This is a genomic window from Sphaerisporangium corydalis (genome assembly GCF_025506355.1).
GTDB classification, from domain to species: Bacteria; Actinomycetota; Actinomycetes; order Streptosporangiales; family Streptosporangiaceae; genus Sphaerisporangium; species Sphaerisporangium corydalis.
In genome coordinates, this window is sequence record NZ_JANZYP010000011.1 from 26,270 (window position 1) to 38,773 (window position 12,504).

11 protein-coding genes are annotated in these 12,504 nt (G+C 71.2%); 10 read left to right on the plus strand and 1 reads right to left on the minus strand.

The window, feature by feature from the left end; genetic code table 11:
* The first annotated feature begins 3 nt into the window (after positions 1-3).
* Genes NYZ98_RS10575 through NYZ98_RS10585 form a run of 3 tightly spaced genes read left to right on the plus strand, consistent with a single transcriptional unit; the run spans position 4 to position 2,399 of the window.
* Positions 4-432, plus strand: a complete 429-nt coding sequence (locus NYZ98_RS10575) for an acyl-CoA thioesterase (RefSeq protein WP_262842416.1) — start codon at positions 4-6, stop codon at positions 430-432.
* Positions 433-465: 33 nt separating this feature from the next.
* On the plus strand, positions 466-1,005 hold the full coding sequence (locus tag NYZ98_RS10580) for a flavin reductase family protein (protein ID WP_262842417.1): 540 nt from the start codon (positions 466-468) through the stop codon (positions 1,003-1,005).
* Complete coding sequence (locus tag NYZ98_RS10585; protein WP_262842418.1) at positions 1,002-2,399, plus strand: cytochrome P450; 1,398 nt, start codon at positions 1,002-1,004, stop codon at positions 2,397-2,399. Before NYZ98_RS10580 ends, NYZ98_RS10585 begins: the two co-directional genes overlap by 4 nt.
* Positions 2,400-2,575: 176 nt before the next feature.
* Here the strand turns inward: NYZ98_RS10585 and NYZ98_RS10590 are convergent, their stop codons facing one another.
* The gene (locus NYZ98_RS10590; protein ID WP_262842419.1) at positions 2,576-3,346 is read right to left on the minus strand and encodes a helix-turn-helix transcriptional regulator; all 771 of its coding nucleotides are present in this window, start codon (positions 3,344-3,346) and stop codon (positions 2,576-2,578) included.
* Between the two features lie 463 nt (positions 3,347-3,809).
* Here NYZ98_RS10590 and NYZ98_RS10595 point away from each other — a divergent pair, with 463 nt between their 5' ends.
* The 7 genes from NYZ98_RS10595 to NYZ98_RS10625 all read left to right on the plus strand — a co-directional run bounded on the left by NYZ98_RS10595 (position 3,810) and on the right by NYZ98_RS10625 (position 12,452).
* Positions 3,810-4,379, plus strand: coding sequence for a DUF5987 family protein (locus NYZ98_RS10595; RefSeq protein ID WP_262842420.1), 570 nt, complete (start codon positions 3,810-3,812; stop codon positions 4,377-4,379).
* Entirely contained in the window at positions 4,376-6,031 is a 1,656-nt protein-coding gene (locus tag NYZ98_RS10600; RefSeq protein WP_262842421.1) for an FAD-dependent oxidoreductase, read from the plus strand. Before NYZ98_RS10595 ends, NYZ98_RS10600 begins: the two co-directional genes overlap by 4 nt.
* Before the next feature lie 20 nt (positions 6,032-6,051).
* The gene (locus NYZ98_RS10605; RefSeq protein ID WP_262842422.1) at positions 6,052-7,149 is read left to right on the plus strand and encodes a carboxymuconolactone decarboxylase family protein; all 1,098 of its coding nucleotides are present in this window, start codon (positions 6,052-6,054) and stop codon (positions 7,147-7,149) included.
* 225 nt (positions 7,150-7,374) lie between these two features.
* Positions 7,375-8,178: a TIGR03084 family metal-binding protein gene (locus tag NYZ98_RS10610; RefSeq protein WP_262842423.1), complete on the plus strand. Its 804-nt coding sequence runs from the start codon at positions 7,375-7,377 to the stop codon at positions 8,176-8,178.
* Positions 8,179-8,275: 97 nt separating this feature from the next.
* Positions 8,276-9,316 (plus strand): 3-deoxy-7-phosphoheptulonate synthase, encoded by a 1,041-nt coding sequence (gene aroF, locus NYZ98_RS10615; protein WP_262842424.1) that lies wholly within the window; start codon positions 8,276-8,278, stop codon positions 9,314-9,316.
* A gap of 28 nt (positions 9,317-9,344) precedes the next feature.
* Entirely contained in the window at positions 9,345-10,235 is an 891-nt protein-coding gene (locus NYZ98_RS10620) for a prephenate dehydrogenase (RefSeq protein WP_262842425.1), read from the plus strand.
* Positions 10,236-10,853: 618 nt separating this feature from the next.
* Entirely contained in the window at positions 10,854-12,452 is a 1,599-nt protein-coding gene (locus tag NYZ98_RS10625; RefSeq protein ID WP_262842426.1) for an MFS transporter, read from the plus strand.
* Positions 12,453-12,504: the final 52 nt, after the last annotated feature.

The following is a 12,504-nucleotide window of genomic DNA, read 5'->3' on the forward strand; positions in this document are numbered from 1 at the left end:
GCCATGGGCAAGTACTACGAATACCTGCACACGGTCGGCTTCGAAGAGACCAACATCGTCGGCAACGTCTACTACGTCAACTACCTGCGCTGGCAGGGACGTTGCAGGGAGATGTTCCTGAAGCAGCGGGCGCCCGAGGTGCTCGCCGACCTCCAGGACGACCTGAAGCTGTTCACGCTGAAGGTCGACTGCGAGTTCTTCGCCGAGATCACGGCCTTCGACGAGCTGTCCATCAGGATGCGCCTGCAGGAGCTGGGCCAGACCCAGGTCGAGTTCAGCTTCGACTACGTCCGGCTGGACGCGGGCGACGCCGAGACGCTCGTCGCCCGTGGCCGCCAGCGTGTGGCGTGCATGCGCGGGCCGAACACCAAGACGGTCCCGGCCAGGGTCCCCGACGCCTTGGCGCAGGCGCTCGAAGCGTATGCGTCTTAGGCGCCGATCAAGACAGGCAGGCAGGAGGACAGCGTGAACGTCGACAACTCCACGGTGATCCGCCCGATGGCGGACGCGAAGTCGCTCCGGCGAGCATTCGGGACGTTCGCCACCGGTTGCACGGTGATCACGACGGGCGGCGCCTCGCCGCACGCCATGACCGCCAACTCCTTCACCTCGGTCTCGCTGGAGCCTCCGCTGGTGCTGATCTGCGTCGACCGCGGCGCCGTGATGCACCAGTGCCTGACCTCGACGGGCTCCTTCGGGGTGTCCGTGCTGGCCGCGCACCAGGAGGCCGCGGCGCTGCACTTCGCGGACCGCTGGCGGGCCCTGGGCGCGGCCCAGTTCGAGCCTGTGGACTGGACGCCGGGCCGGCTGACCGGCGCGCCGTTGCTGGACGGCACGCTGGCCAGCCTGGAGTGCGAGCTGTGGCGCACCTACGACGGCGGCGACCACACCATCTTCATCGGCAAGGTCATCTCCTTGCACCAGCAGACCGACAGGGACGCCCTGCTGGTCTTCAAAGGCAAGTTCCGCCAGATCAGCCCTGATTGGAGCGAGGTGCCGGCGTGACCCTCACCGGACCCCAGGCCGGCCAGGCGTCCGAGCACCCGGCGGCGGCCCCGTCCCGCCGCCGGGTGCCGCCAGGCCCGCCACCGTGGGCGGCCCCCAGCCTGTTCAAGAAGCTGGCGACCGACCGCATCGCGCTGATGTCGCTCGCCGCGACGTACGGCGACGCGGCCCGGCTGTCCATCGGGCCCAAGACCCTGTACTTCTTCAACCACCCCGACCACGCCAAGCACGTGCTGGCCGACAACAGCGGCAACTACCACAAGGGCGTCGGCCTGGTTCAGGCCCGGCGCGCCATCGGTGACGGGCTGCTGACCAGCGAGGGCGCGCTGTGGCGCAAGCAGCGCAAGATGATCCAGCCCGTGTTCCAGAACAAGCGCATCTCCCAGCAGGCCGGGGTCATCGCCAAGGAGGCGGCGAACCTGGTCGACCGGCTGCGGTCCCACGCGGGCGGCGAGCCGGTGGACGTCGTCCAGGAGATGACCTCGCTCAGCCTCGGCGTGCTCGGGCGCACCCTGCTGGACGCCGACCTCGGCGCGTTCAGCAACATCGGGCACTCCTTCGAGGCCGTGCAGGACCAGGCGATGTTCGAGCTGGTGACGCTGAGCAAGGTGCCGCTCTGGGCGCCGCTGCCCAAGCAGATCCGGTTCCGCCGGGCCCGCAAGGAGCTGCAGCGCATCGTCGACCACCTGGTCGCCGACCGGATGTCGCGGACCGGCGAGGACGGCGACAACGTCATGTCCCGCCTGATCGGCTCCACCCAGGCCGAGGCCGACCCGCGCGTCGGCAGGCAGCGCATGCGGGACGAGCTGGTCACCCTGCTGCTCGCCGGGCACGAGACGACGGCGAGCACGCTGTCGTGGACGTTCTACCTCATCGACCAGCACCCGGAGGTCCGCGAGCGGCTGCACGCCGAGGCGGCCGAGGTGCTGGGCGACCGGCTGCCGGTCTACGAGGACCTGCACCGGCTGAAGTACACCGCCATGGTGGTGGAGGAGGTCATGCGCCTCTACCCGCCGGTGTGGATGCTGCCCCGTGAGGCGCAGAAGGACGACGAGGTCGGCGGGTACCACGTGCCGGCCGGGTCCGACGTGCTGATCAGCCCCTACACCCTGCACCGGCACCCGGCCTTCTGGGACGCGCCCGACCGGTTCGACCCCGAGCGGTTCGACCCGGCCAAGCCGTCCACCCGGCCGAGGTACGCCTACATCCCGTTCGGCGCCGGCCCCCGCTTCTGCGTGGGCAACCACCTGGGCATGATGGAGGCCACGTTCGTGATCGCCATGGTCGCCCGTGACCTGAGGCTGGCCAAGCTCCCCGGGCACAAGGTGGTGGCCGAGCCGATGCTCTCCCTGCGGGTGCGCGGCGGGCTGCCGATGACGGTGCACTCCGCCTGACGATCGTCCCGCCGCGGGCCGACCGGCGCGCGGCGGGACGGGACACGCGGACGCGGCGGGCGCTCCCTGGTCGGGGGTTCCCGCCGTCCGTCTGCCCACCGGCCGCCGGACGACGCGAACCGTCCCCGGAAACGCGAACCGCCCTGGCGCGGGCGGTGGCGCGGGGGCGGCGGAGGTCAGTGGGTGAGCTGCGGGACGGGTGCCGACAGCACGTCGCGCAGGGCCAGCAGCACCGGGGGGTCGAGGGGGCGCATCGGGCGCAGGTGGAGGTCGGCGACCCGGGTGTGCGTGCCGGCGTGGACCGTGATCGGCCCCTGGCGGCCGATGCACAGGGCCTCGTCGCCTCCGGGGGCGTGGTCGACGGCGTCCTCGCGGCCCGGGGCCACCGACTGGGCCATCAGGTGCCACTCGCCCTGCGGGACGTCCTCCAGGACGTAGGGGCCGGGCTTGCGGAGGATCACATACCGCACGGGCTGGCCTTCGAGGATCCGGTCGGGGAACAGCCCCGCGAAGATCGGCTGGTCTTTGAGGGGGGAGGAGATGTCGCCGCGCACGGTCGTCACGGGCGGGTCGCCGGCCGCGCCGTCCCAGCTCGCCGCGGAGGCGCGCGGGGCGACGCTCTTGAGCTGGCGGTACTTGGTGGGGGAGAGCCCCACGCTGCTGGTGAACCGGGAGCTGAAGGTGCCGACGCTCGAATAGCCGACGCGGTGGCTGATGTCGGTGACGGTCAGCGACGTCGAGGCGAGCAGTCTTTTGGCCTCCTGAAGGCGCACCGCGGAAAGGAAACGACCGGGGGAAAGCCCGGTCACCCGCTGGAACACACGGGAGAAGTGAAACTTGCTGAACATCGCCGTCCGCGCCATGTCGTTAATGGTGAGCTGCTCGCCGAGATTCTCGTGCATACTCTTGACGACGCGCATGACGGCTTGTTCAATCGCGTTTTCCATTGCTCCTCCCGTGCATTGGAGGTGTGGTGGTAATTGACCCCGAATTAACACGGGAGACCTCGTCATCGCGAGCCTCCGTCATCTGCTCTCCCGCCATGGCAGCGAATTCTTCCCGCTCGCATACGGTGTGCAATCCGGGAAAAACGAAGCTCGACAACGACACATCGACGGCACTTGGCCATGACATCAGAATTGGCCGGAGCACCTCCTGCGACAACCCCTAACAGCCCCCTGCCTGCCGATACACGGTTTCCGGGGGGGTCGGTAAACGCGTGATCGATTCCCGTCGAATCACGCGGGAAGGGACATTGGGCGCACCGGGGGCGAGCCCCTCGGAACCCCCTGCGGGACCCCTTCCCGACCGGGATGCCGACGTGAAAGCAACTCAGAAGATGCACCCGGGGCGGCCGGGCCTGAACGATGAACTGGTCAGCAGACGACCTGGACGGACGAGGAAACGCCTATGCGACCGCCATTTCCAGACGAAGAGCAGGCCAGGACGATGACGATCGAGGCGTGGGCGGACACGATCGTCCCCGGCGAGAAGCGGTCGCCCGACGACAGGGCCGTGGCGGGTGTCTCCACCGGAGGCGGCGCGGTGGCGGCCGGCGCCCTGGAGCTGCTGGAATGGGACGCGACCGGCCTGAGCGAAGCGCTCGGCAGCCTGGCGAGCGCCCTGAACGACCACACCGTGGTGTACGCCGGCGAGCACGGCCTGGACCTCGACGAGACCGTCCCCCCGTTCGTGGCGCTGGACTTCGACCACCGCACCGCCATGGTGCGGCGCCTCACCACACCCGGCCACCCTGAGAAGCCGCTGTGGGTCAGCCTCGCCCTGTTCTGCAACATGGCCTTCGACTCGGCGGCCCACATGCACACCGCCGACGCCATCGCCCAGGGGCACCCCGGGCTGATCGCGATGGGCATCGAAAGGCCCGACCCCGACGGGTTCTGGCGGTTCCCGAAGTACTCCTACGGCCGTCCGCTGGCCCGCCTGCACCCGGACACGACCCCCTCAGGGAGCCCCGCATGACCAGCACCGAACGCACCGACGTCCTCGTGGTCGGCAGCGGCTTCGGCGGCGCGATCGCGGCCTACCACCTCGCGGCCGGCGGCGCGAAGGTCGTGGTGCTCGAACGCGGGCCGTGGCTGCAGAGCAAGGACTTCGACCACGACTTCAAGCTCGGGTCCTCCTACACCCGCGCCTTCGACTTCGTCGTGGGCGACGGCATGAGCATCCTCGGCGGCAACTGCGTGGGCGGCGGGAGCGTCGTCTACTTCGCCGCGATGCCGCGCGCCCCGCGTTACGTCTTCGAGCGGCACGGCAGCATCGGGCGCCGCATGTGGCCCTCGGCCGTCAGCCGTGACACGCTGAACCCCTGGTACGACCGGGTCGAGGAGTCGATCCCGATCCACCAGCAGGACTGGAACGACGTCTCCTACGCCGGAGGGCTGTGGGCGGCGGCGTGCAACCACGCGGGCCGCACCGCCAACCCGGTGCCGGTCGCCATCGACACCACCAAGTGCACCAACTGCAACTGGATGATGGCCGGCTGCCGCTTCGACGCCAAGCAGTCCCTGCTGTTCACCTACCTTCCCGCGGCCCTCGCGCACGGGGCCGAGATCCGCCCGCTGCACGAGGTGCAGAAGATCTCCCGCACCGACGACGGCGGCTACCGCGTCCACTACGACCACATCGACGCCGAGGACTACCGCATCCGGCACGGGAGCGGCACGATCGACGCCAAGGTCATCGTGCTGGCGGCCGGCGCGGGCGCCACCCCGGTCATCCTGCAGCGCAGCGAGGCGACGCTCGGCGAGATGCCGAGGGCCGTCGGCCGGTACTTCTCCGGCAACGGCGAGCGCCTCAACACCGCGATACTCAACGAGGACAAGGTGCGCGACGTGCTCGGCCTCGAGCGCGGCGACGGGCTGGCCTACGAGGCGAACCAGATCGGCAAGGGCCCGGTCGTGGCGAGCTGGGACAAGCTCGACGGGTCGCTGCCGGAGTACTCGCGGTTCTCGCTGGAGCAGCTCTACTTCCCGCCGGGGCTCGGCACCATCCTCGCGCAGGTCCCCGGCCACCCCGGGGTGAGCTGGTTCGGCAAGGACAAGAAGGAGATCCTCAAGCGCTGGCGCTCCTGGCTGATCATCTTCCAGATGACCGAGGACGACAACGAGGGCGTGTTCGGCGCGCCCCCCGCGCACGGCAACGCCGACCGGCTCTCCCAGCAGATGCTCGGCGTCGGGCCGCTGAAGTACGACCCGACCCCCAACACGCTGCGCGGATGGGCCGAGGCCGACGCCGAGGTCAAGGACATCCTGGAGCGGGACGGGCTGGCCGAGGTGGCGGCGTGGACCAACGACGTGGTGGGCGCGTACACCGTGCACCCGCTCGCGTCCTGCCGCATCGGCGACGACCCGGCGACCTCGGCGCTCGACGACCGCAACGAGCTGCGCGGCCACCCCGGCATCTTCGTCACCGACGGGGCCTCGGTGCCGGGCGCGCTGAACGTCAACCCGGCGATGACGATCGCCGCGCTCGCCGAGCGCGCCGTCCCCGGCATCGTCGAGGCCGCGCGGATGCGCGGTGTCGAGGTCACCTACGGGGCCCCGGCCCCCGACGGCGCCGTCAGCGGCCGTCGCGGTGTGCTCCCGCTGGTGCCCGCGCTGCTGCGGCACTGACAGACAGAGGGGAACGGGCGATGGGGAAGCTGCTCAGCCGGGTCATGCTGCCGGGGACGCTGTCCCAGGTGCGCCACGTGTCGCCGGTACGGCCGCGCGACGCGTCCGGCCTGGTGACCAGGGTCTACGCGCAGGCGGAACGGGACTTCGGCATGCTGGCGCCGCCGCTGCTGCTGCACTCGCCCGCCCCCGACACCCTGGCGGCCTCCTGGTCGATGCTCAGGGAGACGCTCCTCGCCGGTGGCCTTGTCCCGAGGCCGGTCAAGGAGGCCGTCGCCACCGCCGTGTCGGCGGGCAACGCCTGCCCGTACTGCGTCGACGTGCACCGGGCCACGATGGACGGCCTGGTGCCGGGCGGCCAGGCGGCCGAGATCGCCGCCGGGCGGCTGGACACGGTCGGCGACCCGGTCGTTCGCCGGGCCGCCGCCTGGGCCCTGGCGAGCGCGAAACGCGAGAGCGCCGCGCGGCACGAGGCCCCCGCCCCCGCGGCGGAGGCCAGGGAGCTGGCCGGGGTCGCGGCCACCTTCCAGTACCTGAACCGCATGGTCCACGTCTTCCTCGGCGAGTCCCCCCTGCCGCCCGAGGTGCCCGATCGGGTGCGCGGCACGGTGATGAAGGTGTTCGGCCGGGTCATGAGCTCGGTCGCCCGCAGGCCCGCGGTGCCGGGCGAGTCGCTCGGCCTGCTGCCGGACGCGCCGCTGCCCGGTGACCTGTCCTGGGCGGACGGCTCCCCCCTGGTCGCCGGCGCCTTCGCGCGGGCCGCCGCCGCCATCGAGCGCGGCGGGCGCAGGTCGGTGCCCGAGCCGGTACGCGAGCTGGTCACCGCCGAGCTGGCCGCGTGGAACGGCGAGCCGACCGGCCCGAGCCGCGCGTGGGTCACCGCCGCGGTGTCGGCGCTGCCGCCCGCCCAGCGCGCGGCGGGCCGCCTGGCGCTGCTCACGGCCATGGCCTCCTACCAGATCGACGACAAGGTGATCGGCGAGTACCGCGTCGGCGCGCCCCTGGACCGGTCGCTCGTCGAGCTGACGTCCTGGGCGAGCATGGCCGCAGCGCGCGAGGTGGGGAGCTGGTCCCTGACCGCGCCGAAGGCCGCCGTGGACGGCCCTGTACTGACGTGACGGCCCTCCCGGATCGCGGAACGGTGACCGTCCCTGACGGAAAGGCACCCACGGAGAAGACACGGGAATTCCGCTGATGCATGCTTGATTAGCAGGATATGAATTTAATTCGACAATAAATACCGCGCCCTGATGAATGCATTCTCCTTGGCGTCCGCCGTTCCCCGGACGGGCGGGACCGGTCAGGCGCGCCGGACTCCGAATCACCAGTGAGAGGACAGACGCGTGAGCGAGCTGGACGAAGTTCTCCAGGCCCTGACCACGGACGGCGAGGAGCTCGACCGTCTGGTGGCCGGCATCGATGCGTCGCAGTGGGAGCTGCCCACCCCCGCCCCCGGATGGACGATCCACGACCAGATCGCCCACCTCGCCTTCATCTTCAAGCTCGCCGGGACGGCGGCCTCGAACGCCGAGGCGTTCAAGGCCATGACCGCCGGGGCCGAGAAGGACTTCAACGGCGCGGTCAACGCCGCGCTCTCGCTCTACACAGGCGACAGCCCCGAGGTCCTGCTCTCGCGCTGGCGGGCCGAGCGCTCGGCCGTGGTCGAGGCCCTCGCCGCCGTGCCGGCGGGAGAGGTCGTCCCGTGGCTGGTCAACCCGCTGCCGCCGATCATCCTGGCGTGCGCGGGCATCATGGAGCAGTTCGCGCACGGGCAGGACATCGCCGACGCGCTCGGCGTGCGGCGCGAGGCGACCGACCGGCTCAAGCACCTTGTGGTGTTCGCCGTGCTGACCAAGGACTTCGGCTACCTGTCGCGGGGCCTGACCCCGCCGTCGGTCGACTTCCGCTTCGAGATCACCGGCCCGTCGGGCGAACTGTGGGCCTACGGCCCCGAGAACGCGACGCAGCGGGTGAGCGGTCCCGCCGAGGACTTCTGCCTGCTGGTGACCCGGCGGCGCCACCGGGACGACCTCGCGGTCGTCGCGACCGGCGACGAGGCCGACCACTGGCTGGACATCGCGCAGTGCTACCGGGGACCCGCAGGAGCGGGCCGCGCCCCCGGGCAGTTCGCGCCCGCCGGAGTGTGACCGGCGGCACCGCTTCCCTGGCCGTGCGAAACCGAGATCGGCGTCACGCGGGCGATGGCCTGATATCGGAGTTGAAACGAAGAAAGGCCGCAAATATATGGTAATCGTGATGGCCGCGGGCGCCACGGCGTCGGATATCCAGGCGATCGTCTCCGTCGTGCAGTCGGCGGGAGGCGAGGCGTTCGTCAGCCGGGGGGTCAGCCGGATCATCATCGGGCTCGTCGGCGACGTCGACCGGTTCGCCACGCTGAACCTGGTGGGGATGCGTGGGGTCGCCAACGTCACGCGGATCTCGGCGAAGTTCAAGCTGGTCAGCCGCGAGCACCATTCCCAGCGCTCGTCCGTCCGGGTCGGAGAGGTGTCGATCGGCCCGGACACCGTCACGCTCATCGCCGGTCCGTGCGCCGTCGAGACGCCGGAGCAGACGCTCCTGGCCGCCCGGATGGCGCAGGCGGCCGGCGCCACGCTGCTGCGCGGCGGCGCCTTCAAGCCCCGGACCTCGCCCTACGCCTTCCAGGGGCTGGGCGAGCGCGGCCTGCGGATCCTCGCCGAGGTGCGGGAGGAGACCGGCCTGCCGATCGTCACCGAGGTGGTGGGCGCCCACGACGTCGACATGGTGGCCTCCTACGCCGACATGCTGCAGGTCGGCACCCGCAACATGCAGAACTTCCCCCTGCTCCAGGCCGTCGGCTCGGCGGGCAAGCCGGTGATGCTGAAGCGCGGCATGAACGCCACCATCGAGGAGTGGCTGATGGCCGCGGAGTACATCGCCCAGCGGGGCAACCTCGACATCGTCCTGTGCGAGCGCGGCATCCGCACGTTCGAGACCGCGACCCGCAACACCCTCGACATCTCCGCGGTGCCGGTGGCGCAGCGGCTGTCGCACCTGCCGGTCGTCGTCGACCCCTCGCACTCCGGCGGCCGCCGCGACCTGGTCCTCCCGCTCAGCCGCGCCGCGATCGTGGCGGGTGCCGACGGCCTCATCGTCGACGTGCACCCCGATCCCGACATCGCGCTGTGCGACGGGCCGCAGGCGCTGGTCGCCGAGGACCTGCACGTACTCGCCCGCACGTTGGAGGACCTGGCCGGATTCATGGGCCGCCGGCTGTCCACACAGCGGGAACTCCTGGCCGGCTGAGCGTCCGGTCAGCACGTCGGGAGGGCTGATGTATCCGTCCACACTTCACCGCGTCTCGATCCTCGGCAGCGGCGTCATCGGGACCTCGATCGCGCTCGCGCTGCGGCGGGCGGGCGTCCTGGTCTCGCTGTCGGACCGCGACGAGGACGTGGTCGCCAAGGCCGAGCTGATGGGGGCGGGCGAGCCCCTACGGCCCGGCGACCCCCCCGCCGACGTGGTGGTCATCGCCACCCCGCCGTCCACCGTCGTCCGCGTGCTGCTCGACGCCCAGGACCGGGGGCTCGGCACCGTGTACACCGACGTGGCCAGCACCAAGGCCCGGATCGTCGCCGAGGCCGAGCTGGCGGGCTGCGACATGTCGACGTACGTGCCCGGCCATCCGATGGCCGGCCGCGAGCTGTCGGGCCCGTTCGCGGCGCGCGCGGACCTGTTCGCCGGCCGCCCCTGGGCGCTGTGCCCGCATCTGGCGACGCCGCCGGGGCACCTGCACCTGGTGGCCGAGCTGGTGGCGGTGTGCGGGGCCGAGCCCGAGGTGCTCCCCGCCGCCGCGCACGACCGGATCGCCGCGGCCGTCTCGCACGCGCCGCACCTGGTGGCGGCGGCGCTGTCGGCCGGCTTCGCGGGCGCCGACGAGACCGTGCTCTCGCTGGTGGGCAAGGGCCTGCAGGACGCGACCAGGATCGCGACCGGCGACCCCGCCCTGTGGTGCGACATCCTCCAGCAGAACGCCGGCGCGGTCGCCAAGGTGCTGGAGTCGGTGGTCCGGGAGCTGGACGACGCCGTGCTGGCGCTGCGGACCATGGACCGCGCCGCGGTGGCGGCGCTCGCCGACCTGCTGGCGCGCGGGAACCAGGGCCGTGACCGCATCGTCGAGTCGTGGCCGGCCCGCCGGGTGGAGAAGACGGCCGCCCGCACATGATCCGACTTATCGGATTTACCGCCATATTCGCCCCAGTCAGAGCGCACTTTGAAAGAAGTCTGGCCCCGCGCCCGACGAGATAATGCTGTGGAGAGCATCGACGGGCGGTCATCGCCCGGAACCGGAAGGAGGGAACGTGTCGGCCGGCAGCGAAGGTGGACGGCCAAGCCGTACATCGCCAGGAGGCGCGCGGATCACGACCGGCCCCGGCGATGGGGCCCGGCCTGTCATTCACCCGCCGGTGCCGACGGATTCCCTGAAAGCGGACCCTGCCCGATTCATCGACAATTCAGGGCCGCCTGCTCACTTCCCCGCTTTCCTGACCTTCGTGACGCGGGGTGTGCGGGATTACCGCGCTGTATCTCGCCGGATTCTGTCGAGACGGTCCCTGGGCGTTCCTTTCGTCCGGGCACAACCCTTCCGGCAGGCGCCGTCCGAGTGACCGACGAGATCCGGGATGCCGACGAGAGGGGGCGCCGCTGCCAGAGGTCACTGGCCGGTTCGCCCCCTGTCCCTTGTCCCGGAGACCGGCAACGAGCGGATCCACGTAGTTCGCACAGTCTCACTCACCCATGGCCAGTCGCCTGACACGCGGCCGACGAAGAGAGGAAACGGAACGTGACAGACGATGTGCAAGTCAGAGCGGGGAGACGTGAATGGGTGGGGCTGGCCGCGCTGGCCCTGCCCGCCACGCTCGTCTCCCTGGACATGTTCGTGGTGCTCCTCGCGCTGCCCCACCTGACCTCGTCCCTGGGCACCACCAGCGTCGAGCAGCTGTGGATCGTGGACATCTACGGGTTCATGGTCGCGGGCTTCCTGATCACGATGGGCAACCTCGGTGACCGCATCGGGCGCCGCAAGCTGCTGCTCATCGGCGCGGCGGGCTTCGGCGTCGCCTCCGTCGTCGCGGCCTACGCGACCAGCCCCTTCCTGCTGATCCTCGCGCGGGCCGCGCTCGGCGTCTGCGGCGCCACCCTCGGCCCCTCCTCGCTCTCGCTGATCAGCAACATGTTCCGCGACCACAGGCAGCGCGCCTCCGCCATCGGCATCTGGGCCGGCTCCTTCTCGATCGGCGCGATCATCGGCCCGATCATCGGCGGCGTGCTGCTCGACCACTTCTGGTGGGGCTCGGTGTTCCTGGTCGGCGTGCCCCCGATGGTCGTGCTGCTGATCGCCGGCCCGATCCTGCTCCCCGAGTACCGCAACCCCGACGCCGGGCGCATCGACGTCGCGAGCGTGGTGCTCTCCCTGACCGCGATCCTGCCGATGATCTACGGCATCAAGGAGCTGGCCAGAGAGGGCTGGGCGACCCTGCCGGTCGTGACCCTGGTGGTGGGCGCCATCCTCGGCGTCGTGTTCATCCGGCGCCAGCGGACGCTGACCGACCCCCTGGTCGACCTGCGCCTGTTCGGCAACCGCGTCTTCAACACCGAGCTGACCAGCATGCTGTTCTACAGCGCGCTCACCGGCACGACCATGCTGTTCATCGCGCAGTACTTCCAGTCGGTCGCCGGGCTGACCCCGCTCCAGGCGGGCTTCGGCCTGCTGCCCGGCCTGCTGCTCGGCATCGTCAGCGTGACGGTCGGCCCGCAGCTCGCCGGCCGCTTCAAGCCCAGCCACCTCATCGCCGGCGGCCTGCTCATCGTGGTCGCGGGCATGGTGGTGCTCACCCAGGCGGGCGCGGACGGCAGCGCCACCGGACTGGTCATCGGATACGCCATCTGGTGCCTCGGCGGCGGACCCCTGCTGACCCTGGGCACCGGCCTGGTCGTCGGCTCGGTCCCGCCGGAGAAGGCCGGATCGGCGTCGTCGCTCGCCCAGATCGCCAACGAGTTCGGCTACGCGGTCGGCATCGCCACCATCGGCACCATCGGCGCCCTGGTCTACCGCACGCAGATCGCCGACTCCGCCCCCGCCGGGCTCCCGGCCGGAGCGGCCGAGGCGGCGGGCGACAGCGTCGCCGGCGCCGTGTCCGCGGCGACCACGCTCCCCGAGCAGCTCGCCTCCGCGCTGCTCGCCCCCGCCCGTCAGGCCTTCACCAGTGGCCTGCACGTCGTGGCGGCCCTCAGCGCCCTGCTCCTGCTGGGCGTGGCCGTCACCAACGCGATCGTGCTCCGCAAGATCCCGCCCTTCGGGCAGCAGCAGCCGCCGCAGCCGGAGGCCGGGGAGGGGGAGCCGGTCGCCGAGGAAAAGCCGCTGGCCGTCCAGGAATCGTAGCGGCCCAAAGGCGATATCCGGCCGGCGTGCCGATTATCGACCGTGTTCGCCG

Excerpts from the sequence above, each read along its gene's own strand:
- NYZ98_RS10575 (WP_262842416.1), top strand. The coding sequence starts at position 4 with ATGGGCAAGTACTACGAATACCTGCACACGGTCGGCTTCGAAGAGACC.
- NYZ98_RS10590 (WP_262842419.1), bottom strand. The coding sequence starts at position 3,346 with ATGGAAAACGCGATTGAACAAGCCGTCATGCGCGTCGTCAAGAGTATG.
- NYZ98_RS10595 (WP_262842420.1), top strand. The coding sequence starts at position 3,810 with ATGCGACCGCCATTTCCAGACGAAGAGCAGGCCAGGACGATGACGATC.
- NYZ98_RS10600 (WP_262842421.1), top strand. The coding sequence starts at position 4,376 with ATGACCAGCACCGAACGCACCGACGTCCTCGTGGTCGGCAGCGGCTTC.
- NYZ98_RS10605 (WP_262842422.1), top strand. The coding sequence starts at position 6,052 with ATGGGGAAGCTGCTCAGCCGGGTCATGCTGCCGGGGACGCTGTCCCAG.
- aroF (WP_262842424.1), top strand. The coding sequence starts at position 8,276 with ATGGTAATCGTGATGGCCGCGGGCGCCACGGCGTCGGATATCCAGGCG.
- NYZ98_RS10620 (WP_262842425.1), top strand. The coding sequence starts at position 9,345 with ATGTATCCGTCCACACTTCACCGCGTCTCGATCCTCGGCAGCGGCGTC.